Origin of the sequence: Pseudobdellovibrio exovorus JSS (assembly GCF_000348725.1) — a bacterium.
In the GTDB taxonomy this organism is placed as follows: domain Bacteria; phylum Bdellovibrionota; class Bdellovibrionia; order Bdellovibrionales; family Bdellovibrionaceae; genus Pseudobdellovibrio; species Pseudobdellovibrio exovorus.
This window is the reverse complement of the sequence record NC_020813.1, coordinates 348293-373870: the sequence shown is the minus strand read 5'-3', so window position 1 is coordinate 373870 and position 25578 is coordinate 348293. Positions and strand designations below refer to the sequence as shown.

The 25578-nt window shown below is 42.8% G+C and carries 27 protein-coding genes; 11 read left to right on the top strand and 16 right to left on the bottom strand.

Annotated elements, in window-relative coordinates; all coding sequences use genetic code 11:
• Nucleotides 1-9: 9 nt before the first annotated feature.
• From A11Q_RS01955 to A11Q_RS01945, 3 genes are all read right to left on the bottom strand, one after another.
• Complete coding sequence (locus A11Q_RS01955) at nt 10-993, bottom strand: hypothetical protein (RefSeq protein WP_015469103.1); 984 nt, start codon at nt 991-993, stop codon at nt 10-12.
• Nucleotides 994-1044: 51 nt separating this feature from the next.
• Complete coding sequence (locus A11Q_RS01950; protein WP_015469102.1) at nt 1045-2046, bottom strand: hypothetical protein; 1002 nt, start codon at nt 2044-2046, stop codon at nt 1045-1047.
• Nucleotides 2047-2145: 99 nt separating this feature from the next.
• Nucleotides 2146-3291: a winged helix-turn-helix domain-containing protein gene (locus A11Q_RS01945; RefSeq protein WP_015469101.1), complete on the bottom strand. Its 1146-nt coding sequence runs from the start codon at nt 3289-3291 to the stop codon at nt 2146-2148.
• Between the two features lie 99 nt (nt 3292-3390).
• On the opposite strand from A11Q_RS01945, the gene A11Q_RS01940 reads away from it, so the two are divergent.
• Complete coding sequence (locus tag A11Q_RS01940; protein ID WP_015469100.1) at nt 3391-4128, top strand: hypothetical protein; 738 nt, start codon at nt 3391-3393, stop codon at nt 4126-4128.
• A gap of 199 nt (nt 4129-4327) precedes the next feature.
• Here A11Q_RS01940 and A11Q_RS01935 read toward each other — a convergent pair whose 3' ends face one another.
• The 6 genes from A11Q_RS01935 to A11Q_RS01910 form a co-directional block, all read right to left on the bottom strand.
• Nucleotides 4328-5890, bottom strand: coding sequence for a hypothetical protein (locus A11Q_RS01935; protein WP_015469099.1), 1563 nt, complete (start codon nt 5888-5890; stop codon nt 4328-4330).
• A gap of 154 nt (nt 5891-6044) precedes the next feature.
• Nucleotides 6045-6527, bottom strand: coding sequence for a GreA/GreB family elongation factor (locus tag A11Q_RS01930; protein ID WP_015469098.1), 483 nt, complete (start codon nt 6525-6527; stop codon nt 6045-6047).
• 5 nt (nt 6528-6532) lie between these two features.
• Nucleotides 6533-6943: a YbaN family protein gene (locus tag A11Q_RS01925; protein ID WP_015469097.1), complete on the bottom strand. Its 411-nt coding sequence runs from the start codon at nt 6941-6943 to the stop codon at nt 6533-6535.
• Between the two features lie 18 nt (nt 6944-6961).
• Nucleotides 6962-7393, bottom strand: a complete 432-nt coding sequence (locus A11Q_RS01920) for a hypothetical protein (RefSeq protein ID WP_015469096.1) — start codon at nt 7391-7393, stop codon at nt 6962-6964.
• A complete protein-coding gene (locus A11Q_RS01915; protein ID WP_015469095.1) occupies nt 7390-9663 on the bottom strand; it encodes a hypothetical protein in 2274 nt (757 codons plus the stop codon). Before A11Q_RS01915 ends, A11Q_RS01920 begins: the two co-directional genes overlap by 4 nt.
• Before the next feature lie 60 nt (nt 9664-9723).
• Nucleotides 9724-11256 (bottom strand): hypothetical protein, encoded by a 1533-nt coding sequence (locus A11Q_RS01910; RefSeq protein ID WP_148284918.1) that lies wholly within the window; start codon nt 11254-11256, stop codon nt 9724-9726.
• A gap of 201 nt (nt 11257-11457) precedes the next feature.
• Between A11Q_RS01910 and A11Q_RS01900 the strand changes: the two genes are divergently transcribed.
• Nucleotides 11458-11754, top strand: a complete 297-nt coding sequence (locus A11Q_RS01900; RefSeq protein WP_015469093.1) for a GlsB/YeaQ/YmgE family stress response membrane protein — start codon at nt 11458-11460, stop codon at nt 11752-11754.
• Here A11Q_RS01900 and A11Q_RS01895 read toward each other — a convergent pair.
• Nucleotides 11751-12509: a helix-turn-helix domain-containing protein gene (locus tag A11Q_RS01895; protein ID WP_015469092.1), complete on the bottom strand. Its 759-nt coding sequence runs from the start codon at nt 12507-12509 to the stop codon at nt 11751-11753. The genes A11Q_RS01900 and A11Q_RS01895 overlap by 4 nt on opposite strands.
• A gap of 183 nt (nt 12510-12692) precedes the next feature.
• On the opposite strand from A11Q_RS01895, the gene A11Q_RS13840 reads away from it, so the two are divergent.
• Together A11Q_RS13840 and A11Q_RS13295 are read left to right on the top strand one after the other, a co-directional pair.
• Entirely contained in the window at nt 12693-12866 is a 174-nt protein-coding gene (locus tag A11Q_RS13840; RefSeq protein WP_015469091.1) for a hypothetical protein, read from the top strand.
• A 156-nt stretch (nt 12867-13022) separates the two neighbouring features.
• A complete protein-coding gene (locus A11Q_RS13295) occupies nt 13023-13523 on the top strand; it encodes a DUF4920 domain-containing protein (RefSeq protein ID WP_015469090.1) in 501 nt (166 codons plus the stop codon).
• On the opposite strand, the gene A11Q_RS01885 is transcribed toward A11Q_RS13295, so the two are convergent.
• Nucleotides 13516-14004: a hypothetical protein gene (locus A11Q_RS01885; protein ID WP_148284917.1), complete on the bottom strand. Its 489-nt coding sequence runs from the start codon at nt 14002-14004 to the stop codon at nt 13516-13518. The two genes, A11Q_RS13295 and A11Q_RS01885, sit on opposite strands and share 8 nt — an antisense overlap.
• Nucleotides 14005-14062: 58 nt before the next feature.
• Here A11Q_RS01885 and A11Q_RS01880 point away from each other — a divergent pair, with 58 nt between their 5' ends.
• The 5 genes from A11Q_RS01880 (at nt 14063) to A11Q_RS01860 (ending at nt 18106) form a co-directional block, all read left to right on the top strand.
• Entirely contained in the window at nt 14063-14974 is a 912-nt protein-coding gene (locus A11Q_RS01880; protein ID WP_015469088.1) for an ABC transporter ATP-binding protein, read from the top strand.
• Complete coding sequence (locus A11Q_RS01875; protein WP_015469087.1) at nt 14967-15749, top strand: ABC transporter permease; 783 nt, start codon at nt 14967-14969, stop codon at nt 15747-15749. The genes A11Q_RS01880 and A11Q_RS01875 overlap by 8 nt, the downstream gene beginning before the upstream one ends.
• A gap of 22 nt (nt 15750-15771) precedes the next feature.
• Entirely contained in the window at nt 15772-16218 is a 447-nt protein-coding gene (gene msrB, locus A11Q_RS01870; protein WP_015469086.1) for a peptide-methionine (R)-S-oxide reductase MsrB, read from the top strand.
• A gap of 125 nt (nt 16219-16343) precedes the next feature.
• Complete coding sequence (locus A11Q_RS01865) at nt 16344-17474, top strand: hypothetical protein (protein WP_015469085.1); 1131 nt, start codon at nt 16344-16346, stop codon at nt 17472-17474.
• Between the two features lie 89 nt (nt 17475-17563).
• Nucleotides 17564-18106 carry a hypothetical protein gene (locus A11Q_RS01860; protein WP_015469084.1) on the top strand — a complete coding sequence of 181 codons (543 nt, stop codon included), beginning with the start codon at nt 17564-17566 and terminating at the stop codon, nt 18104-18106.
• Nucleotides 18107-18115: 9 nt separating this feature from the next.
• On the opposite strand, the gene A11Q_RS01855 is transcribed toward A11Q_RS01860, so the two are convergent.
• From A11Q_RS01855 to A11Q_RS01840, 4 genes are all read right to left on the bottom strand, one after another.
• Nucleotides 18116-18775, bottom strand: a complete 660-nt coding sequence (locus A11Q_RS01855; protein ID WP_235044628.1) for a hypothetical protein — start codon at nt 18773-18775, stop codon at nt 18116-18118.
• A 438-nt stretch (nt 18776-19213) separates the two neighbouring features.
• A complete protein-coding gene (locus A11Q_RS13290; protein ID WP_015469082.1) occupies nt 19214-20530 on the bottom strand; it encodes an OmpA family protein in 1317 nt (438 codons plus the stop codon).
• 55 nt (nt 20531-20585) lie between these two features.
• Nucleotides 20586-22028 carry a sigma-54-dependent transcriptional regulator gene (locus tag A11Q_RS01845; RefSeq protein ID WP_015469081.1) on the bottom strand — a complete coding sequence of 481 codons (1443 nt, stop codon included), beginning with the start codon at nt 22026-22028 and terminating at the stop codon, nt 20586-20588.
• A 211-nt stretch (nt 22029-22239) separates the two neighbouring features.
• Nucleotides 22240-22485 carry a CsbD family protein gene (locus A11Q_RS01840; protein WP_015469080.1) on the bottom strand — a complete coding sequence of 82 codons (246 nt, stop codon included), beginning with the start codon at nt 22483-22485 and terminating at the stop codon, nt 22240-22242.
• A gap of 238 nt (nt 22486-22723) precedes the next feature.
• Between A11Q_RS01840 and A11Q_RS01835 the strand changes: the two genes are divergently transcribed.
• Together A11Q_RS01835 and A11Q_RS01830 are read left to right on the top strand one after the other, a co-directional pair.
• On the top strand, nt 22724-22906 hold the full coding sequence (locus A11Q_RS01835) for a DUF1328 domain-containing protein (RefSeq protein ID WP_015469079.1): 183 nt from the start codon (nt 22724-22726) through the stop codon (nt 22904-22906).
• 40 nt (nt 22907-22946) lie between these two features.
• Nucleotides 22947-23573, top strand: coding sequence for an outer membrane beta-barrel protein (locus A11Q_RS01830; RefSeq protein WP_015469078.1), 627 nt, complete (start codon nt 22947-22949; stop codon nt 23571-23573).
• 103 nt (nt 23574-23676) lie between these two features.
• Here A11Q_RS01830 and A11Q_RS01825 read toward each other — a convergent pair whose 3' ends face one another.
• Nucleotides 23677-25569, bottom strand: coding sequence for an acetyl-CoA hydrolase/transferase C-terminal domain-containing protein (locus A11Q_RS01825; protein WP_015469077.1), 1893 nt, complete (start codon nt 25567-25569; stop codon nt 23677-23679).
• Nucleotides 25570-25578 lie beyond the last annotated feature (9 nt).

The window sequence follows — 25578 nt, the reverse complement described above, 5'->3', positions numbered from 1 at the left end:
CTACTCGTACTAGCGTAAATTATAACCTTGAAATCCATTTTGAATTTTAGCGCCTTGTTTTGCAAAGTCAGCGAGATCTTGTCCGCAGCGACCTTGCATAAAGCCCTCTAGATATCCCATCGAAGCCAATAACGAATCCAAGTAATCGATTTCATCCGCAGAAAGGATCACCTTCTGATTCGGATTCACACGCATGATATCGCGGTGAAAGTGACGACGGGAATAACACGAAAAGAAACCCACAACTTGATCAGGATTACGAGACTGCCCCATCAGATCTAAAAAGCGTTTGATGCCATCACGTCTGACTTCATAGTGGCCTGTGTAATTGGTTTTATTTTGGCGATTTAAGATCGGTGGGTTGAAATCAGGTCCACCTCCATTGCGCGAGTGACCATTATAAAATACGATATCCGCCCGCCCTAAAGCTCCGAAGAAATTTTGCTCGGATTGACGAGTTAATTGAGACTGACGTGTTACCAACGTTCCTTTATTCGCCGTGAAACTTTCAGAGGCCGAAGCATGAGTCAGTGTCATTTTCACATTGACTGGGCGCTGATCTAAAAAAATCGTCTTAGATAGCACCACTAATCCTTGCTCTGGATTTCCGGACTCGGCGAACTCACAAATCTGCTGGCCTTGATTCACGCATGGGCGTTTCATAAAACCACGAATCACATGGAAAACCGCGATGTCTAAACTTGGCGACAGACCATAGTTGCGTCCATCAAAATGAACTTCTTTCCCCTGTGTATCATCGAAATATCCTAGAGCGTAACGAACATCCATTTCGCCCTTAGCTATGGCTTGAGTGTAAATGCCACCGCATTTTTCAGCTACACCTGTAGAAGCCGGTGGAGACATCTGCGTTTTACGATTGACCTGCTGAAAATAGCGAGTGAGTTCTAGTGGCCACCAATAGTCATAATTATATATAGCCGCTTGAGTGCTTAAACTTAAAAGTAGAATAAAAGAAAGAATCCCAAAACGCATGGGGCCGAGTTTATCACCTCGGCCTTCACCTGATAAGGGGACTGTAATTTTTTACGGGTTGTCTAAACTGTAGACACTATCCGTGTAGAGGTCTCGTGGATTCGGTTGTGCGAATCGTCCATGAAACCAATTTGCAATCGCCTGCTTCTGATCACCAATACCCAAAACAGCGAAGATCGTTAAACCATGATCTACAGCGTAAAATCCGGTTTCTTTCGGTGAGCCCACCGCACGATAGAAAGCCATTTGATTTGCTGATGGCACAGCTTTGTCATTGCGGGATAAGTAAAGCTTAATACTTTCAGGCACAATCAGCGGAGCAAAGTGCAACGGATCTAGAGTGATATGTTGATTGAGGTAATGTTCATACTCCGCCTCATTTTTTAAATTTTCGGCAGCCATACGTCCACGTTTAATGCGAATAATCGGCTGTTGATCGCTATAGGCCAATGTGTTGGGAACATCGCCACCATTCACAATGAATGTTGCCGCTGACACCTCAGGCATAACTCCGTAAGCGATGGACCCTAAGATTCCCCCAAGGCTCGCACCAAACAATCCTACTTTGCGTGTATTAATATTCGGGAAAGCTTGGGCTACTAAAATTCCGCCCTTAACCGCAGACACCACACGGCGAGGTGTATGATCATGATCTGTAACCGGCATCAGAGTATTGCTATCTAATCCCGTAAAATCATTCAGAATAACAAATGCAGCAATGTTATTACGGCAAAAGGCCATAGCCATCGCACGATCCAGCTGATTACTTCCCCCCAATGGCGGCAGCATAAAGACAACTGGCACATTCGCTTTGTTGGGAACATAGGCCTGAGCTTGCACACGATAAGGTGTTTCGCGCTGAGGATAAGTCGTATCGTAATGTACATCTTGAGCTTTACAACCCACCTGCTGAGGGAACTTATGCACTTGTACTTGTGGAGTGTATTGGAATTGCACTAGAAGTTCAGCGCGGCGTTCATCGCTGATTGGAGTATAGGCTAATAACTGTGGAGCTAAAGCTAGAATCGCCAACATCACGATCGTGTTTTTCATGTTTTCCCCTCGATAAGATATAATTCTAGAAAGCAGCTGAAAAACCAGTCAAACAAAAAGCCAAAAAATATCGCAGACAGTTGCACGATTCTGATCGATTTATTTTTCTAACTGGAATTTTTCAAAACGATGCAGAGATTCTTCAATATATTGACGATTGGAACTAGACTTATGGCGGGGACGCCAATGCCAACTTTGCACCCGCAACTTCTGCTGCTCGCGGTCCGTTTTTAAATCTAACATCGCGATAATGTTATTTCCGTGCAATACCGGCAAAGTAAAATAGCCGTAACGACGCTTCGCTGGCGGCACATAAGCTTCAAAGATATGTTCATAATCAAAAATCATGTTCAGACGTTTGCGTTGAATAATCAGTGGATCAAAGGGTGAAAGAATATGAAGCTGCTCACTGACATCGTTCCATGTGTCGTCATACACCTCGAGTAACATCCAAAAAGCCACTTTTTCACAATTTGAAATTTTAACTGGCTGCAAGATCTTTTTATTTTCTAAATCCTTTAGATGAGACAGAACTTCTTTTTTAATATGAGACTCTAAATAGCAAATAGAATCGACACTGACAAAACCCTGTGCCTTCAACGCTCGTTGAACAATAAACTGGATGTACTCTTTTGGGCTTGCGGCTTTAGGTCGCTCTTCCCAATCAAAGTGACGATCTGTTAGTTCGTAACTTTTGAGCATGCCTTGACGTTTACTGATGGTGAAGTCTCCGCGGTGAAATCCCAATTGCAGCGCTTTTTTCGAAGGTTTCTTGCTTGCCCACAGATGTGATTTTTCGACTAAAACATCGTCTTGAATATCACGAATTGATAGCGCACCTTCCGATTTGATCAAACGCAAAACTTTTTGCATCTCGGACGAAGTGACTGAACCAAACCACGAACCGGCATTCTTTTTATAGCGCGACATTCGTGGCCGAAAATAACGATAGTGGGATGTGGGCACATAAGATAAGGCATGTGTCCAATACTCAAAAACAGTTTTCTCTTCTGACTGTGCTCGTTGCAAATCACTTTTCTTATAGTTCGGAATTCGACTGAAAAGAATATGATGATGAGAACGCTCAATCACATGAATTGTATCAATTTGAACATATCCCAATTGCTCGACGGCCTTTTCTACTGCCTTAACCCCTTTACCAAACGGCTGCAATTGATCTAGCTTCTGAGCTTGAATCCATATATTACGCGCCTGTGTTTGAGTGAGCTTTAGCATAGACTTCATTGAACCATTTTCTCAAAACAAGGCAAGTCTCGACTCAAGTTGCCCCTGAGAATATCCGAAAAATTAAAGCGAGTTAACTTTACATCAAGGACAATCGAAATGAGCTTCTTAAAACCACACGTTTACCTTCTATCCAGCTTATTAGTTTTGGCATCTTGCCAAAAAAGTAATTTAAATGATTTACAAGAAGCGCAAAGTTGCCTAAACCGTGCCTCTGCAGCAGAAGCGCGTGGTTGTGTTTCTAAGATCAGTGGCGATAACAGCCCTCAGGCCAACAGTTTAAAATGTGCCGCGATCTTTATTTCAGAGGGCTATGGCGATGCGGCTTCCTTTGTAAATGCCATTGAAAGTATCAATAATAACTCAGGTAGTTGTACTGGTGGTTGCTCTTCAACGATTAACGCCTTAAATGCTTTGAATTTCAAAAGTGCAGATCCCACGGATCCAACGGGTCGAGCGACTAACAACGCCACAGCTACAGAAGCGTTCAATGTTTGCAGTCTTTCCGGTGTGAAGTTTTACACTCAGATTAGTTCCCTTTTTAAAATCGGAACTGAAGTTTCGATGCTGGTTTATAAGAATGGTGGCCCTGGTGGTGCGACTCCATCAGAAGATGAAATCAAAGCTCAAATTGGAAATATGGACAGCGTGCAGTTAGGAACTGTGGTTACGACAACTTACAATACCGCTTGCCAAGATATCGAAAAAGCTTCCGATGCCACTAAGAAGTACTGTGCCGAACTGAAGTCAGCTGTTGAAAATCCAAATGCGACTCCGCAAGGTATTGGGGATTGTTTAAAAGAGAAACTAAAAGATCCTGATTATATCTGCACTTAATTGTTATTGCTCGATGGGTCTTTTAGCGAAAGCCTTACTTTCGCGCACGATTCATAGACTTTGTGTCTTATGCCCGAAGTTCTGTGTTGGTATGGCATGTTAGCTGTAATGCTGCATCGAACCGACACCCAACTTCGGGAACGAAACACATCCTCATCCTAGCCGATAGGGATGTAGCCGCGATCTGGACTGGACTGAGTTAGAAATTAAATCCCACTTTAGCGGCGGTTACGCGGCTTTCGCGTTTTTGATCTAATGTTCCAGCCTCTTCACCATAAGTCACGATATCTAAATTAAGAACGCCGAAAAGGAAACTTGCTCCGGCTGTGAAATACATCTGATTTAGGCCCGCGCGCAACTGTGTTTTAAACCATGTGTTTGGCGAGTAATCGAATTCGATACCTGTGTGAAACACGCGATTAAATGTTGTGGCACCAGGGTAACCTAAATTACGGAAATCGATCATGTAACGAATCGCAAAATCATCCCAGTCTACGATTTTGTACTGAGCACCAACGTCCACTGTTCTTTCCAATTTACTTGGCTTGTCTACAGCATCTTTGTTTATCATTTTCGACTGTGAAAAGTCTCCGCCGATAACGTTATGAACGACGACACCAAATGACAGCGGATAAGATGGCACCACGTCATATCCATCTTGGGCCACAGCGGGTTTTTGTTCCGCCGGAGCAGAAACTGGTTCTTCTGCTTGTGCTGGCTCTGATAAATTCGGTTGAATATCTTGAGGCACAGGAACCGGAGTTGTCCCTGGGGCAGAATTAGTAATAGCACCAACTGGCTCTGGAACTGTATTTTCTGGTCCTTGCTGCGCCACTACAGTTTCAGATTGTTCAGGTTGTTCAGACTGTGGCGTACGCGTTTCATCGGCTGTTGCCTCTGTTGGCGTCGTCTCTGCTGGTGCCGTGTCTTCAGTTGGAGTCTCTGGAGCTGTTTCTGCCACAGGTGCCGTGTCAACTGCAGTGGCTTCTGCTGGTGGAGCTACTGACGTAGATGTTGTTGTGGCTGGCGATTCTACTTTTTGGCGAGCCACACGTTTGGTGAACCAATCTGGTGTCCACATGAAGCCTAAGTCAAAATCAATTTTATTTCCTTCGCGGAAACGCTTTGAGCTGAGCATGTTAGGGTCTGTAGCTAATTCAAATGCAGGCAGAATTTCTTCTACAGAAACGCGATGAATGTATTTTGCCGTAATACCCACATCCAATGTGCTTGTTAAATTGTGACCATAACCAAACGCTAAGATGCTATCCCCTTTAACGTTTAAATCTAATGCCGGTCCAACTTGTCTATTGATGTACATATCAACGGTTAAGTCCGCAGGTAAAATAGCGACACCCCAGTTACGACGGATCCAAAACATTTCTAAAGCCTGTAGTTTTCCACCTAAAGACTCACCATAATATTTTTCCAATACATCCGATACCGCTTGCGCCTTATCTGCATCCGTACCCGGAGTATCTGAAGCTTTTTTAATATCATCAACTACTGTCATCGTTTTAGAAGAAACACCGCCACCAGCTAAAGTGATCTGTACTTCGTTGTGTTTCTTACGAGCGAAACCAGCAGGGTTGTACATAATCAAAGAATAATCATCTGCAACCGCAGTAAAGGCATTTCCCATTCCCAGTGCACGTAAGGACGAATATGGGTTATGAATTTTGTTACTTAATGACTGAGCCTTCGCCGTTGTAAAAGCCCCTGTTAAAGCCAATGCCAACATCACACCAAAAATCGTTTTCATAAACTTCCTTTGATCTTAAATCACGTATTTCTATGCACTTAAATAGACTTTTTTATATTTACAGAAAGAGGTTTTTTTGTGTATTGAAGTTTTGTGGCGGCTAGTCTAGTCGCTTAATTCTTGGGCTCCTGACCCGACTTTTACCTAGAAAGTATTAGCTTAATTGGTTGATTTCATATTCTTTTAAAATCGCACCAGTTGGAACTTCGACCACATCACCACATTCGCGGCCGATAAGAGCTTTTCCTAAGGGACTTTCTGGAGTAATAACCTGCACCCCTTGCCCTTCAATTTGAACGGACAACCCGCCCCCACGAGGGAGAAGAAATACCAGTTGCGATTTATCTTGGTGTTGAATTTCAATCAGTGCTGTTAAAGCAATTTTAGAATCTTCTTTGAATTCTCGCAGTTGAAGATTTTCGAACATGTCCAATGTCAGCTTAATATCGGCAGCTCGTTTCGCTTGAGCACCTGCCAAGTACGACGCTTCCAACCCCCGCGTGTCGTATTTATTTTCAGCTTTGTTGTCTTCATGTGTGGCCACATCATACGTATTGCGAGCCGCTGTTAATGCCGACTCTAGATCTTGACGAGTTTTGTCTTTTAATAATTTTAGAAGTTGTGATTTGTTCAGCATGGAATTTAAGCTTGTGTATCCCGCTGACTTTTTCGTGTCCAAATGAATGACAACACACCCACCATTAAAAATCCGTACATGATTTGCACCCACAATGGAATCGTTGGCTTAGAGTAAACAAAGTAGGCTCCAATAAGCATCATCGATGTTGCCAGCATTTTATGACGAACACGGATAACTTGATGTTTGCGCCAGTCCACTATCGGAGGTCCTAAGTAACGATGTTGAATCAACCAATCATGGAAACGATCCGAGCCCCGCTCGTAACAATAAGCTGTAATCAATAAGAAAACTGTCGTCGGCAAAAGAGGTAAAAAGGCACCTATTATTCCGAGCGCTAAGGACAATGTTCCCACACTTAGATATAAGTACTTTTTTAATCCTGTTGCTGCTTTTAAAGTCTTAGACGCGGACATGCCGCAAGACTAACCCATTCACTCTGGCGCGGCAATGCTTTTAACTATCCAATAAAGCATATAGCCAACCCACACAATGACGATGGCCCGCGCACAATACCTTTTGATTTTAGCTGAGCGCTCAGCATCAAGATGCAACTGTTTGTTGTCACTTTCAGCTTCATTTTGTCGGTCACGCAGAAATTCTGGTGGGACTTCCTGTTTTTGAATAAACTTTTGTGAAAAGGCTGACTCTTGTTCTGACGACCACTGCAAAATTTGAATATAAAAAACCTGAGCTAAAAAAACTTCCGTTCGCCAGTGAGCTTGATTCACAAGATTCTGTCCATCACTTCTACGGAACTCTTTTTCTTTATCTTCATCTTTTAAAACTTCAAATTTTATATTTTGATCTTTTAACCACGAAACAACGTTTTCACATTCTTGAGGTGTGTAAGGGCCATACATCATGGTCCAGCTTCTCCTGTTAAAGTAATGAGCTTTTGTGGCATGATCTGCCCATTACTTTCATAGCTGATGGCTAATGTCGCATTGTGAACAGCGGCCACACTGGGCTGATACACAACTTGAATATCACAAGTAAACAACGGCTCCATTATTATCGGAATGTTTATATTTCCACAGGTCTGCGAAAGCACCGTGAATGCAGTTGGATCTGCACCAGTAAGAGAAAATATAATATTTTCCGCACGCCCAGTCCCTGTCACATTTGTCAAAGTAATCGGCTGTGCCGTCGAAGGTGTTGCAGCAAGATTTGGGATACTCAATACAATGGTCGCTGATGACGCTATCAAGTTGGCTTGTTCAGGTATAGCCGTTGCTGTTATATCCAGTCGAGTCTCGACATGGCCGGCTCCCGCTTGATTGTAGCTCACAACAAGAGCTGTATTAATCAAAGGGCCCACACCAATAGGAGTTATCGTCAATCGCACAGTGCAACTGTCATCGACAGCAAGAAAATTTGCACCTGCAGGACAATTTATATTATTAACTACTAGCTCTGCAGCGGTTGAAGTGAGCGTAATATTTTCTGCTGCGCTAGAGCCTATATTTTTCAATGTGATTATTTTGTCTATGGAATGACTCACCATAATGTTCGGTAGGAACAAAGAGCTCCCTATTGGTGTGCTGATATCCAATGCCTGTAATAATGGCCCCGCCGGTGGTCGTAGTAATGGGCCTAGGCGCATGCCCCCAATATCTTGAAGTTCGCCAGACCGAGTTGGGCACACAATGTAGCGCAAAGTGGATTCGCTTTGTTCTGATCCTAGAGTGGTCGAAAATTCAATCTCTCCGCCAGTTTGTATATTCGACGAAGTCACTGGATTTTCTATAAATGCATTTTCCTGTAACCACTTTTCGCTGCAGCGAATGTCATCAGCAAATGGCGTCGCTGTTTTGAATAAGCGGATTCCATCAAAAAGATTTGATCCAGATATTCCCGTCCCTGTCGGAGAGAAAAGACCCGCCATCGCTTTAATTGTGTATGTCGGATTGTTATAAGTCCCTATAAATTTGTACTTCTGAACAATTCCCTCTTCTGCGAAGGCGGTGAAGACTCCTGATATAGCAATCGCCATATCATTTCCTTTCCCCGCAAACTGATCTTTAAAAATAGAAATTTGGTCGCTGGTGTATAACTTATTATTAAGAAAGCTACCACAAGCAGCGGCCGTGGCTCCACCTGTTGCATAGATGTGCGGAGGACTACCCGTCGCACTGGGCTGGTGATGGTACAAAATATTTCGGTTACTGACTGAGTTAGGATCAGCTTCTGTATACAGTGAAGCGTAACTGGTGGCATACGTTGCTGGTGAGTTATTCTGCACGCACACTTTTTTCCCGTTGAGCAAACTGCTATTCGCCGAGAAAAAACCGTAGACAATATCAAAACCTCCAGAAGCCATTTTAAAGTTAGCTCCCGAAGAACCATCATCATAGTAATAAACTTTGGGTCGCGTAAAATGCACGACATGTGCCGCTGATGTCACATTGTTTTTTACAGTATTTGTAGACATCTTACTCATCAAGATGGCACCAGATGAATTGAGTTTGTATGTTAGAGGAATGTTTTCAGAGGCCAACCACTTAAACCAACCATTAACAACTTCACCCGATGGCATTTGCAGCACCAAACCAGAGGACGGATGCTCGTAAGAAATATCAACTATACCTGTGGGTCCTGCATTCGCCTGAGTTAAATAGCGACCTGCAATCGTGGCAGGAATAAAAGCTCCTATGCTGGCGAGTTTTAAAACAATCGGCGGCGGTTCTGCCGAAAGCAAATTAACAGTGGTACTTCCATATTGGATAGAAGCTGTCACCATATCACTGCCTGTCACCTGACCAATATACAAGGCCAATATCTGAATGCGGCGATTATTACCACCTGGAACCTCTAATGAAATAGCCGTATCGAGTTCTGTGCCGATCTGACTTGTAGAGCTGTGTTTTTGTTTGAAGCTAATTGTTTTGAATTCGTCACCATCAACATGTACTGTGATCGACTTCAAACACGGATTACAACTTCCACTTAGGCTCGATGAGCTGCTGTTAAAGGCTGCGCTCTTAGAATTCACCCCTTGTGACTGTGAATAGGATGGAAGTTGCAAAGATACTGTCGACATATCTGATGCAGCACGCGTACACGAGGATGACCATAATGCCATTCCCAAAGCCAAAATCAGAGTAGAAAGACCATGCCACGTGCAACGAATCATATTTCTATTTATCGACTTTTTTCGATTTTATCTTAATCAATCCAATGTACTATTTTGATATTATGGGAAGACTTTCCCTAAATAAAGGCCGCCAACACCTGTTAAGTTCCCTGATTTCGTTGGACACACGGCAAAAGCAAACTGAGATGAATTATAACCTGTAGGAACTGTGAATTTCACATTGTTTTCAAGAGTCGCAAAAAGCTGTGGACTATCAAGAAGCAATAGCTCTGTATAACCATCACGATCTAAAAGCTTTTCATGACAATTAACTGCGGCTTTAACATTTTGGCTCGAATCATCATCTTCTTTTATGTACACGCGAACACTGTCGTAAGAAGATGTTAAACCAAAGCCAAACAGATCAGTTACAGTTTGTAGATAAACCTGATTGCCACTGCGTTGAAACTTAGTAACTACGCCATTGTCATATAACATTGAGAAAGGACCGCCTAAGCCGCGCGCCACTTCTTCGCCGTGAGCATTAAACTGATCTACTGTGATATTGATTTGGTTGGGATTTATTAATTTCATTGGGTTCGAGAAATAACAGCCTGAATTCTGCGACATGCCCCCTGTCACATATATTTTTTGACTGTTAGCTGTATCACTGTAATCGACATTCGGCGCTACTTGCGCTGGCTGGGTCACAAGGTTGCCCACACTTATCGCTCCTGCAACTTTTTGCTTACAGATCACACCGCCACTCGTTTCAGCCGCAGGCCCGAAGTAGCCGAAAACAAGATTGCGACTTTCTTTGACTAGTTTAAATACGTAAGCATTTTCATTTGTATCATAGATCTTACGATAATAATTAACTGGGCGATGAACATGGGCTATTCTTGGCGAGCCATTAGACCCAGTTGCTATAATCTGATTTTCGATTTCTGCCTTAAATGTTTCTGTCGTTACATTCTGAAAAAATGGGCTTCGTGCCTGTGCGAGTCTATAAGTAATAGGAAAATTTTCAGAGGCATTAAAACTGAACCATCCATTTACCATTTCACCGACAACGCCTAAGTTCAAAGTTAACCCTGAAGGCGCATGCAGAAGATCCCCATAGACGCTTCCAGTAAGTCCTCCATTGGCATTAGACATATAGCGACCTTGTATTGAGCCTTGGCGAAATTGTCCAACTTTAGAAAGATTCAAAACAATCGGAGGAGGCTCTGGTGAAAGTAAGTCTACTTTCACAGTTCCGTAGTGAACAAAATACTCGGCCTCATTTTCATCGTCTGAGTTGTGCCGATAGAGCGCTAACACTTTAATTACACGTCCCGTGCCTCCGGGAACTTCAAAGCTAATGCTGGTCTCGATCGACGCAAAATTTTGTTCAAAATTAGGATGGTAAGCCTGATGGCTCAGTGTCGCAAAATCACTGCCTTCAATACTGATCGCCACTGACTTTAAACACGGGTTACATAAAACCGCTATCGCATTGCTTTTCTGAGAATGAGAAGACGAACCCTGCTGGCTGTATTGTGGTAACTGCAAAGAAACTGTTGAAGAGTTAGAAGTCGCGCGATCACACGACGCCAACGCTCCCCCTAAAATCATCACCAACATAATACGAGACCATAGGTTCAGTTTCATGTAATTCTTATCGACCTTCATCCAGTAAACTTAAGCTCTGACTCATATTCAGACGGCTCATAACAAAGAGCTGTTTCATAAAAAGAATTTCCATGAAAAAGACGATCTCTTTTACAAAAAATCTTGATTTGCCCTGAGCTTGACCCGATTTTCTGAACGACAGATACTAGTTCTAAGGTCACACAACAGGGCAGGTACAACATGGATATCGACATCAACGAAATTTTGAATCACCCCATCGTCCGTCAAATCCTACTATGGCTAGCATTGGGTTTAGGTGTGGGCATCGTGGCTAAAATTATTATTCCTGGAAATGAACAAATGGGTTGGATTCGCACCATTGGTGTGGGTCTTCTGGGTTCCTTCCTAGGGAACTTCCTTGCTCCTAAACTTTTTGACTGGCCGACCTACAACCCCTTCAGTTTACCTGGGATCGGCATTGGCATTGCTGGAGCCGTCGTACTGGTTGTCGTGAATCGCATTGTGACAAAAAGTTAGTTTTGACCTTGGCGCTTGCGCTTTGGAAAGGCCTGCGTGAGCGGAGAAGTCCATGGGCGCACCGCCATTATCATTCCATACATCTGCACATTCGGATGATCCCGATGCTCATCCGACTCGGCGATGAGCTCTTTGGCTAACTCTAAAAAGCGGCTTTTAAAGCGCACAAAATCCTGAGCTAAAAAATTCAGATTTAAAAATGTAAAATACTCATCTTCCCTTTCAAAGTTCGCTTGCAAAAACTCACTGCGCACAATGCCTTCTAAGTTTTTTCCTAAAGGACCTTTTTTTCGAAAGCGCAAGTTGCCCATAAATTTTCTTTTGATTTTATTCTGAGGAAGTAACTCAATGAGCCCCCAGCGCTCTAGCTGATTTAAAATACGGATATTCTTTTCTGAACTCACCGAGTATTCACGTACAATATCTGTGGGGTTTCGTCCCTCGCTGATCAAAAGAAAATAGTGCAGGGCCTCTGGGTCTTTTGAAAGCTTTAACTCTTGATCGTGCGAAAGAAAGAACAGCTCAGAATTTTTTTCGAAATTAATCTGTTTAAAAAAATCACCTAGAGGTAAATCCATCAGCTCGCAGGCTTTTTCAATTTTGGATAGCGAAAGTTCATCCGAAGCCATCACCCGCTTTACACTGGACTCTGAAAGATCCCACGCCTTTGCTAAATCACGATAAGACAATCCCCGTAATTTTAAATGCGCTTTTAAACTTTCAAGAACAAGCTTGGCACTACTCTCTTGAGACATAAATCCCCTTTTTCAAAGCTCTAATACTTCCTATTGATTCCTATTTCGAGGTCTATTCGAGACTATCAATAGTATTAAATTATAATACTTATATTACCATATAACGATACTTAAAAACCATCCCTTTCGGTGCTATTGGAAAGCCGATAAAATGAAACCAAGAACGAAGCAAAAGGAGGACGCATGAACAGTGCAAGACTACAAAATCTTACCAGTTACTTAAAAGCGGCTCTGACACGGTTGTTCACAACAAAGGTTTCCAACGAGTTTTACTACCGCCACGAGCAATTACGCTACGAACAGGCCTTAGAAAATAGCAAAATCGGCTATATAAACTCTTTTGATAAAGCGGCCTAGTCATCCTAGGCTCTTTTCCTAGGCTCTTTATTGACGGGTTTATTTTCATTTAGCTCTCAGTTAGCTTTCTATTGGCTATCGGTGAATAAGAGTGCCCGATTCGGACTTGTTCTTGAAGCGGGCTCTCGGTATAACCAATCTGCACAGGAGAGCATAATGAAAACACTTTTATCTGTTTTAGTTTTAGCCGTATCTTTCAATTCTTTCGCAAATAGTGAAACGGCGACGCCAACAACTACGGCTCCAGCCGCAGCCGTATCTACAACTGAATTCGGAGCGGCATTAACTTTAAAAAAATCCATCACGATTGATCAAGCTCTTGCGAATCTAAATAACCAAAAAGAAAATTCTGAAAGCAAAACAGTTTTAGTAGAAGCACAAGTGGATAAAGTTTGTGTGAAAAAAGGCTGCTGGATGAGTTTAAAAAGTAAAACATCTGACGTGCGTGTTAAATTCAAAGACTACGGGTTCTTTGTACCGATTAGTTTAGTAGGCAAAACTGTTCTTGCTGAAGGTGTTATGTTGAAAAAAGAACTGACATTAGGTCAAACAAAACACTACGTTGAAGACGAAGGCGGCGACCCTTCAAAAGTAACTGAGCCTCGTACCGACTACCAAATGATCGCCACCGGCGTGAAAGTTATCGAAACTAAGTAGTTTTCACTGAGAGCCTTTTAAGGGCTCCTACTACAAAAAAGCAGAAGGTGACAGCCACCCCTAACCATTTACATGCTGTTAACCATCCTAGAAAAAAGAGCTGCTCTGGTAAAACATGGCCCTGTAAGCACAGAATAATTAATCCTGTCTCGGCCACATCAAAAACCAAGGCAGCTAATGCGATAGAGGGAACCCAGTTCCAACCCTCGTAGAATCTTTTAAGACTCAGAAAAAAGAAAGCTGTATAAGCTAGCATGAATCCCATATCTAGGTACTCGTGTTTTAAATAGGCCTGACGATCTTCCAGACTTAGGGTGTTGAAAAATTCTTTTACAAAATCAAATGTATAGTACAGTTTCGCATCTAATGTGTTCTGCACGTTATAGCCAAAAAGCATCATGGCGCCAATGCCAACCATAATCCCTATAATCACTATTATTTTCACATCAAAGTATTTTTTCATAACTAGAATATACGGCACTACTCTGTAGAAGAAAAGTCTGTTATCTTGGCCGACTGATGAAACTAGGAAGTGAATTATGATCGTCGCTCAAGCTCTGACTAAATCTTTTGGCGATTTCCATGCTGTAAAGAAAATGGACCTGCAAATCCGTAAAGGCGAATGCTTCGGCTTACTTGGACCCAACGGTGCAGGCAAGTCCACCTTTATCGGTATGACCTACGGAAGCGTGGTTCGCTCTGGCGGAGAACTTAAAGTTTTTGGTTATGACCCCAAAACCAACGCTCGTGAGATAAAAAAACGTCTTGGTGTGGTAACACAAGATAATGCCTTAGATGAAAGCTTAACCGTTGAAGAAAATATGCACCTCTATTGTTCTTTCGTGGGTATCCCTAAAAATGAAAGACAAAATCGCATCAATGAATTGCTCGAGTATATGAATCTGTCACACAAACGCACGGCTCGCATTCAGTCTTTATCTGGTGGTATGAAACGCCGTTTGGTTTTCGTACGCGCACTACTGAATAAGCCAGAAGTGCTGATACTCGATGAACCCACCACTGGATTAGATCCAGCAGTACGTCACTTGCTTTGGGGAAAAGTGAAAGAGCTTCACCAAGCGGGAACGACGATTATTTTGACGACTCATTACATGCATGAAGCCGAAGTTCTATGTGATCGTCTGGTGATTATGAATCAAGGTCATGTGGTAGCAGAAGGGTCTCCGCAGAAAATGATTCAAGAGCACACCCCCGGATATGTGGGCATCTTCGATGCGAAAGATCGGGAAAAAATTCAATCTCTTTTCCGCGATCGTGCCGATCGTCACTTCCACGAAGATTCTTCTGGAATCTACTTACGTACACCCGCTTTAGCGGACCTCACAAACCTTCATGCAGAACACGGTCTGATTCCTTTACAAATTCGTCCGTCAAATCTTGAAGATGTCTTTTTAAAACTGACTGGACAGGAGCTTTCTTCCGATGCTTAACTCTGCACTTCAATCACTTGTACTTTGTTGGAATATCACCATTCGCAATTGGGTGGTCTATAAAAAAGATCTGATTGCGAATATTTCCCCAACTGTCGCCGACCCTGCCTTGATTTTAGTTTCTCTCGGGTTAGGACTGGGTTCCTTTCTTACTGATGTGGAAGGCATGGGATACATGCAGTTTTTGGCTCCGGGTTTAACTGTGGCCACCGCCCTATTCACATCTTTCTTTGAAAGCAGCTATGGATTCTATGTCCGCATGAGCTACGAAAATGTCTATAAAGCCATGCTGACCACACCTATCGGTGTGAAAGAAGTCGTCATGGGTGAGATGCTTTGGATTGGCTTAAAAGGCGGGATCATGGCTATTGGCGTGGCTGTGGTTTTAGCTCTTTTTGGTTTAATGGTAAATCCTTGGCTGATTCCTTTAATCGGTATCGTTGGTGGCCTTGTGGCTCTTCCATGTGGCGCTATGGGATTACTGGCAACAGCTCTGGTGAACAACATCAATCAGTTTCAAACGGTGTATTCATTTATTATTGCTCCGCTGTATTTTCTTTCTGGAATTTTCTTTCCGATCGATCAAATGCATACGGCTGTGCGTGTACTGGCTGAATTCTTCCCTCTGATTCACGGGGTTCGACTGGCACAGGCTATTTTTTGGGAACGCGACATCATAGGAGCTTTTTTGTACAGTGGCAGTATCTTAATTGTACAAAGTCTTATTCTATGTGTTTGGTCCTATTACCAAATACGTAAAAAACTGGTAACCTAGTTGTAGTTAAATAAGAGGTCCTATGAGCCAATATAAAAAACCCGAAGATCAAGTTTTGAAAGAGTCTTTAACTCCTGAGCAGTACAAGATCACTCAGCTTTGTGGGACAGAACCTCCTTTCCGCAATGCCTACTGGGATAATAAGAGTGAAGGCATCTATGTAGATGTGGTTTCGGGCGAGCCTCTTTTTAGCTCAGTTGATAAGTTTGACTCTGGAACTGGTTGGCCGAGCTTTACCCGTCCTATTGAAAAAGAAAATATCACTTACCATCAAGAAACTGATTTTATGCGACGAGTGGAAGTGCGCTCATTACAAGCGGACTCCCACTTAGGACACGTTTTTGAAGATGGGCCATTAGACGATGGTGGTCTTCGCTATTGTATTAACTCAGCGGCCTTACGTTTCATTCCGAAAGAAGATTTAGAAAAAACGGGATACGGCCAATACTTAGCTCTTTTCAAAAAGTAATCAGTGAGGCCTCTGTCATGGGAGCCCTTTTTAGACTTTCACAGCAACACGCCTAAAGTCTAGAGCGCCAGCGAGTCAAACATTCTGCCTTTCCCGTTTGTTCTAAAAAGGCGCACACTTGATGAATGCAATCATCAAAATCAACCCCTCTATTTCTTCTTTCATTTTTTATATTCACTAGCGCCTTTGCCGGTGAATTAAAGCTGAGCCGCGAACAGGCCCTCAAACAGGGCTTCCAATCACGTCCGCAGCTCGCAGCCACAACCATAGGTGCGGGAACAGAAAGCCCTTCCGCTGAGTTAGAGCGACATGAGCTGGATTGGCCTGTTGAGTTTATCGACTCACGCCACACGATTGGCAACAGTATGCCTCAATATCAAAACTATGGAACAGAAGCTTACTTTCATGGTGGTTCTGATCTGCGCGTAGCGCGCTCACAAGCTGTGTACACACCCGTAGATGGATACTTAACAGGTTTTTACTACAGCTATGTGACCGATCCACAAACTGGCGAAGATCAAAAATTTACCAAACCCATCACCTCTGGCGGGCAAGAGCTTTACTTCGAAATTAACATCCGTATGGAAAATGGCTATCAGTTAGAACTACATCATGTGAGTCCTCGCAACTTACCACAGGACATCTACAACATGATCGTGCGCGGTGGTGGACAAGTGAAAAAAGGCGACTTAGTTGGCTACACTGTCAGTTGGCCGGTTCTGCGCTACGGAGATCGCTATGACCATATCCACTACAACTTAGTTTCGCCACAAGGAGTGAAGGTCAATCCCGAATATTTTTCAAAAGCTCTACATGACGATAAAGCTCCGGTGATTAAAAATATCTTCGCGATCTATCCCGACAAAAAAGTTGAGGTGCGTGATCAAACACTTGTGGGACGCCCTCAGGAACTTGTGATTTCAGCTTATGATATGAAAGGGGATAATATCTATCCCCTGCCTCCTGTGCTGGTTCAGGCCTCTAGCGAGCCGACTCTACCTTCTGTATTTACTGTAGCGTGGGATTTTACACAGAAACTCGTGAATCAATTGGGTGGCTTCCCTGATATTCGTGAAGTCTATGCACGCAATCTACGTCTTTCAGATGGACGTCTATTCACTACCCAAGGGGATTATCGCAACACAGAGTTTCTATTCCGACTAAAATTACCCGCGACTTATGACGGACCGATCACCATTCTGGTCAAAGATAGCTCTGATAACGAAACACGCGTGACACTTCAATCAGCACGTTAGACTTAGATATTGTCTGTTTGTGGTTTTCTTCACATCCGTGACAATCTAATCACACATGCCACTTCTAGAATGTAAGATGGAGGTGGCCTATGAAAAAATATCTTGTCAGCCTACTGGCTGTGGCCCTATTCACGACTTGTACCCATTCCTCTATCCACTCACAGCGCCAAATCGATTCAGAATCAACTTCAGAATCAACTTCTGAATCAACATCAGGAGCCACATCTGGTTTTTCGTTAGAGCCTGCACCTGTGCCTCAACACACAGATCAAGAGATCATTATCTCTTCCGATGCAGAACTTCGCTATGCTTTAGATGAACTGATCATCAAAGGACAGCTCTCGGAAGAGCAAAAAAGTGCCCTTTATGATATTCGCGTCGATATCGGTAAACAACTGGAGCAGAACAGCGTTATGAACGTCAAATTGCGATCTATGATGGTGGATGAACTTATGTCTGAAGATGGCAGCCAGCAAGGGGCCTACATGATCAGTGATATGATTCACCGAAATATAATGGAGCGAATGAAGCTGGTGGAAGAGTCGATTAATAAGGTGAATAGGGTTCTGGGGTTTGAGGGGAAACAGGAAGGTGAGGGGAAGGCGATTTCAACCCAAAGTAACTTTTTTTAAACTGCCCCCTCAGCCTGTTGCAGTTCTTCCTCTCAAAAGTGAAGTTTCCTTTAAACTTAAATTATGATGTAAACTCATCAAGGCAAAATGAAGATCCAGCATCTCCATTTTTTTCGTCGTATTCCATGTCCTTCGAATTAATCGACTTATACGATACCGTGCCATAGCACACGTATGATTTAAGCTAAATAAAGGGTCAGAACCTCCGGCTTTTAACTCTCCTTGGCCCACAACACAGCCTCTTCTTCCCTTATACCTATAATGTCTACTTCTTGGAAAAAATCTCTGCACATCTGTGACGTAATGAGGATTCTGATCTGATTTTATATCAGCTTCACTGGCTATATATTTTTGTATTCGACCAAATAGTTTCTTTCTTGCAGTACTTCTTCCATCATGTCGTTTTCCATATTTCTTTACGGATAATTTAGCGATTAAGCCTTTAGCAGGCATTGAAGCGACCTCATAACCAACAATCCACCGGCTCTTCGACTCTACGGCAAGAGTCACAGAGATCGGTTTGCATTTGGTATGCTCGAAGGTCTCGAGATCATCAAATTCTAATTGCGCTATACTTGGTCGTTTTTTATTAAGCTTTTCAAGTGTTAACTTCGCTCGCTCGGCCATGAAGATAAACTTTCTAACTACTGTTTTACGATTAATCTTCATTAATCGTGCACACTCTCGTTGAGAAGTTCCTGAAACCAATTGTCTGGCCACACGATGGTTGATTTGACGTTTCTTCTGACGATAACAAAAAGACAATGTCGCTACTGAGAAGTGTAAACTACAGAGTTTGCAGTAAAAGCGCTGCACTTTTTTTCGATCAGATATTCTATAGAAAAATCCGAATTTACGGATAGATCTGGAGCTATTGTCCGAGGTTCGGTAGGGGTTTTTGCATTTTGGGCATATTATCTTCATGGGATGTATCTTTTGCAGATACTGAGCCGGGCTTGAAAATAATTTTTGCAGCAGTTTCGGGGGCCAGTTTCAAAGGGAAAAGGGCTTTAGTTTCCAAAGCCCCTCTTCTCGCTCTTGAGTTAAACCCAATTACTATTTTATTATTATATTTTATTATTTTGATTCTTTATTTTTAACTCTTCACTACTGAGGTGTAATCCACACATCGACACGGCGATTTTGTGCACGACCCTCTTTAGATTTATTTGTGCTGATTGGTTTTTGGAAACCATAACCTACAGACTGCATAGCTGTTCTGTTCACACCCGTTGTTGCTAAGTAATCCACTACGTTTTCAGCACGCTCTTGTGACAGCCTGTCATTGATTTGCGCACTACCGGTTGAGTCTGTATGGCCTTCCACTACCACTTCTTTAGCTTGTAGGCCTTGCGCTACCGAAGCTACGCGATCCAGCACGGATCTTGATCCCGATGGAACTTGTGCATTACCTGTTGGGAAATCCATACTTTTGATACGGATTAGAATTTTGTCACCTTGGCGATATACATCCGCTTCGTTCGGAGAGAACTGTGCTTGTGCATCAGCTAAAGCCTGTTGAAAGCGACGCTCTGAATCTGCTTTTCTTAAAGCTTCCGCTTGTGCATCTACCTCGGCTTGAGTACCAAGTAACATTGTACTTGAAATCGAAAGTTCACGATTCAACTGTGCTAAAGTACCATTTTGTTCAACTAGGCGCATAGCTGCACGCTCGTCCAAGTTGTAACCCACTTTTTTCTGTTCAGATACAATCGCGGCTACTAAACCTGCTGAGTGTTTCGCTCTTTCTACAGACTGTTGATAAGCCTGTGGATTTTCTAAGTTAGCATCAATCATGTTTTCTGCACTCTTCATGTCTAACTCAGCTGCGTTTAACGCTTGCGGAGCGTAACGTTTACCTTTGTTATCAATAGCGAATTTGATATTTTCGCGGGCTTTACCTAAAGCCACATTCTTTTTCATATCTGTCGCCATTTTTAGGTAACCTTGCTGTAATTCAGCGTAATCTTCAGTGTCAATACGACGGCTTTCTGCCATATCTCGAAAGTCTTCATCGAGCTTATAGAATTTTCTTTGGTCATCTTTCGAGTATTCACGGATACCACTTTGTAATGCGGCCTCACGTGCTTCCAATAGTCCCTGAACTCGTTCGCGACGATTCGAACTTTGGTTTTGAGCCTGCGTGTAGTGCATTTCAAATTTTGATAGTTGCTCGACAATTTTTTCTTGTGATTTGCCATCAGCACTCGCTTTTTTAGCTGAGGCTAAGGCATCGGAACTTTTCATGAGTTCATCTTTTGCCAAGATATCCCATTGCTCATTATAGGCGTGGGCAATTCTAGCGTCTCCTTCGCTGATCGCAGTCCGTACATCGGTATCGGCCGGCAATTCCACCTTGTACTGTGTTTGGGCGCATCCAGCTACCAGCAGTGCCAGAGTTAAGCCTGTTAGATATTTTGTCATAAAGTCTCCTTCTTATATCCGTTTTGGTTTGTTAGTTTTCTTCCCTATCTACTAATTACTGGACAAATCCTTCTGCCATTTTCATTTTTCTATAAAGTGTCTTACGATCGATTCCGATTTCTTTTGCGGTTTTATCTTTAGCTCCACCATTACGATGCACGGCAAATTCAATGTATTTCTGAACTACCTCTTGCAACTCGGGTAAAGATTGATTCACTCGCAACACGAAAACTTCAGTGCTATTGCTCATGTCCATAGACGTATTCTGTGTCATTGAACTCAGATCAATAGATGTAGCTTCGCCTTCGGCATTGGCCACTAAGAAATCTGAACATTGGATCGTCGGCTCTGTACACATCACCACCGCACGTTCAATTGAGTTTTCAAGCTCACGCACATTACCTTTCCATGTGTTCTCTAATAAGAATTTTTTAGCTTCACGTGAAAACTCGCGAGCCGGAGAGCCATTGATAAGAGTGTACTTTTTCAAGAAGTGCTCTGCTAATGGCATGATATCTTCTGGACGTGAACGTAAGTTCGGAATGTGTATAGGAATAACATTCAAACGGAAGAACAAGTCCTCACGGAAACGCCCTTCAATCACCTCTTGCGAAAGGTTTTTATGCGTTGCCGAGATAATACGTGCATTGATAGGGCGGAATTCATTTTCACCCACGCGTTTGATTTTACGCTCTTGCAATACACGTAATAATTTTGCCTGAAGGGAGAGGCTCAGATCACCGATCTCGTCTAAGAATAAGGTTCCGTTTTCAGCCTCTTCAAAAAGACCGATTTTCTTATCAACCGCACCTGTAAAGGCACCTTTAGCATGACCAAATAACTCCGATTCCAATAAGTTTTCTGGAATCGCAGAACAGTTGATCGCAACAAAAGGACCTTTCGCACGGCTACTTTGAGAGTGAATGTAACGGGCAAAGATTTCTTTACCTGTTCCACTTTCACCAGAAATAAAAATATTCGTATTACTTGGAGCCACTTTTTTAGCAACGTCGAGTGCCGCCAATAACTTCGGACTACGACCGATAATCAGATCGCTGTGCTTTGTATCCTTAGTTTTAATGTGTTGGCGTAATTCAGAAATATTTTCGTTCAAAGTTGCAAAGTGACGAGCACGCTCTACTGAAATCTGCAATTGAGGCAAATGGATAGGCTTTACGATAAAGTCATAAGCTCCATTATGAATCGCTTCAACAGCGGTTTCGACAGTATTGGTTGCTGTTACAAATATAATAGGAAGCTCTGGTCTGATTTTTTTCAGCTCTTCGATAAACTTCAAACCTGACATTTGAGGTAACTCTAAGTCCGAGATCAGAATATCCCATTTTGTATTTTTGTTTTTACTTTCAGCCAACGCTGATTCAGCGTCTGAATATGTGATCACTTCGTACCCGCGTGGTTTGAAGTAAGCTGTTAAAAGATCTTGAATTGTTTCATCATCATCCACCACAACTAATCTTGCATTCAGCTTTTCGTTCATATAGCACCCATCTCCTTGTGTTTTTTGGTCTCTCTAGTACGGCATGACCAAAACTTGTTTGTGTTCGTACTAGAAAAGTACCTGCGAGATTTCATGGACGTGCGGGATTGATTTGAAGATTTCTTCATAAAACTGCTTAAAGAGTGGGCCGCTTGAAGTAAGCGGCCCTGCGCTTTTAAAAGTTATTGTTTTTGTATGTTATTTCAACAACTTACATTCTATTACGAGGCTGTTCGTTTTTAGAATCTGTATCCGTTTTAACGCTTTTTAAGAAGTCATTAATACGGTCTCGTACTGATTCTTGCGTCTCACCATACTTCTGTTGCACCAAGCCAGCGACCTTTACCATGTCACCCTTGGTTTGTTCTAACTCGTCGTCAGTTAGCTTTCCCCAAGCTTTCATAATTTCACCTTTGATTTGGGTCCACTTACCTTTTGCGATCTGAGTATTCATCATGACGTTTCTCCTTGTGATTGGTTCATCTTGATTGATGGTTCAGCAATCACTGTTCCAACAACTCGACCGCATTAATTGATTCTGAGCAGGCCATGTGATTTTTTGGAACGGACATCAAGTTCATTAAAAGTCCATTTAGTCTTTTAATTTCTACTGAAGTCGTTAAAAACGAGTTTAAGCTCGCAAAATCGATGGCACCCGCGTTGCAATTTCACGCTAAATCAGAAGGAGGTATTGCATGATACGCGCAGCCATCACGTTTTTTATAATCGCCATTGTGGCTTTCCTGTTAGGAGCCAACAACATCGCCGGTCTTTCTATGGAAATCGGTAAGATCTTGTTGATCGTCTTCTTAATACTAGCAGGTCTGTCGTTCTTATATGGGATTTTAACTGGCAAGAACCCAAAACAATTGCCCTGAAGAACACATTTAATACCAACAACTTAACAAAGGATATCACATGAAATTATCTCGTAGCCTATTATTAGCTATTGCTTGCTCTACCTGGCTTAGCTCTACCGCTTTAGCCGTTAGTTCCGGAGGGCTTTTTGTCGAGCCCATGATCACCTATGAAAATGGTGATACGGAAACTAACTTTCCAGCTCCCTTTTCAAACTCAACAGGAAAAGTTGAAGGCTTCGGGATTGGAGCTCGTTTAGGAGTTCATATCTTAGAGTCGTTTTTCATCGCTGCCGATGGACGCTACTCAATGCCTAACTTTAAAGACTCCTCGATCGACTATAAAGCTCGTGCGACACAGTACAATTTAGCACCTGTGTTGGGCGTGCAAATGCCTGGAATCGGAGTTCGCATTTGGGGTGCCTATGTTGCCACAGGTGAACTTAATCCTGAAGCCAACGGCAACAATGTCGACGTGAAGTACACCGACGCCACAGGATACCGTGTGGGCGCAGGCTTCCGCGTTGCCATGGTCAGCATCAATGCAGAATATCAGGAACTCAAATACGGCAAAGCCACAGTTGAAGATGGCGGCGGTATTTTATTCCCACCTGGAACTACATTTGACGACGTGAAACTTGAAAACAAATCATGGTTAGTCAGCGTGTCGTTCCCGCTAGAGCTGTAATTAAAATCTAGCCCGACTGTTGAAGTCACTCGACAGTCTTCCGACCTACAAGAAGGAGTCACCTGCGCAGTAGACCTCAGCACAGGTGACTCCTTCTTCTTTTTTAAGATTTTTGTAGAGATCCTAAGACTAGGAAGCGTCCTATCCACTGTTTCAAAGTGCGCGGCGAATCTAAGTGCAGATGCTGAAGCTCTTCACGAAATGGCGAAGCGGAAGTGAATACTCCTCGCAGTAACAGCAGAGCCACCTCTAACTTGGATTTTTCTTTCAGTGCAGACAGGGATGCAATCAGTTTTTGTTCGACTTCTGTGAAGTCTGAACCAAATGGATAGTTTGAAAACAGTCCTTTTTCTTGAGAGCGACCAAGGAACTCTTGTATTTTTTGAGGTGTATTATTCTGTGCACTTTTCGGAAGCTCGTAGGACTGGGGAAGTTTTCCTTGCTCTTTCGCCCAGCGGATCAGCTCGGGTTGAAACTCGCTGTCGGCAATTTCAATAAGCGCGGCTACAACCTCAGCATCTGTCTTACCTTTTAAATTTGCAATGCCGTACTCAGTGATCACGATGTCCCTTAAATGACGGGGAATCGTCATCTGTTCACCTAGAATGGTGATGTTAGAGATGCGTTTACCTTTACTTGTCCGTGTACTGCGCACCAATAACACCGAGTGGGCATCGTGTAGCTCTTGCGCCATCGAAACAAAGTTATACTGCCCGCCGACTCCACTGATCACAGTCCCATTCGGAAGTGTATCAGAAGAGACTCCGCCTAATAAATTGACGTTCATGGTGGTATTGTAAAACCGCGCTTTTCGGCGCTGCCGGCGTAATGCATGCTCATTAGAATCGTACAAATCATTTACTTTGGACACACGGGTCATAGAAAGACCACTGTAGTCGGCTTCATTTAAGTTTTTAAGCCAGTCGTAAAGAGCTCGACTTCCAAGAAAGAAGGCTCCATGTAGATAAGTCTTTTTATGCTCGTCGTGATCAAAAATTTCTCGTTTTAGGATATTCGCTTGGCGAAGATACATAAATCCGTCCATCAACATTTCGCTGGTACCATAGATACCTGATTCAAATGGCTCTTCACAGTACTCGAGTCCCAATGGCCGCTGTTTAAAGTTCCAAAAGCTTTCCACCAATGTTTTGTATTCAGCGTTTTTTTCGTGACGAAGAATCAAAGAATAAACCAAGGCATCAGATAAAGAACCTATGCCTATTTGCAAAGTGCCCCCATCGGGCAAAAGCTGACTGGCGTGAAATCCAATCATATGGTCCACATCATCCACAGAGTTGCGAGGCAAAGCAAACAAAGGATGCTGAACTTCGGGGCTTTCAATAATGACATCAAAAAAATCTTCTGAGACTTCCGCATCACCACCCAAGTAAGGCAAATCAGGATGTACTACCCCAATGGTGAAAATTCTTTTATTTTCTTTTTGATAATGATCTACAAGATCTAACGTCACATCTGGATTACAACTTAAGCTGTACATCCTTTGCCCTGCTGTATTTTTTCGTGCAGGACTGATGTATTGGATAGCCATCTGAAGACCACGTCCGGCTATACCACGAGCTACATGGGTGTAATTTAAGCTGATATAATTCTGTTGAGCTGGTTTAACCTGACTGTATTGTCCCGCTAAAAAATAAAACTCATAGACTTTAATATTTTCCGGAGGGCGACGATCTAATAAATCCTTCAGGTAATTAAGGCGTGGATACTGACCTCCGAAATGGCGCTCGATAAATTTTTCTAAAAGCTTGGCTTCAATTTCAGTTTTTGGCTGAGGAATATCCAGCGATAATGCGGTGTAAATTTCTAGTTTTTTCTGCGGATTCGAAACAAAGCTATCGTAGATCATATTGATCAATTGATTTGGCTTTCCTAAACCTAAAGGAATGGCGACCCGCAGGTCGCCATCGTATTGATCTAGAATGTAGTCGTGTGCATCGTTTAAAGAATTAAACCTTTTGGGCATCCGATTTGTCATTCGACCAAC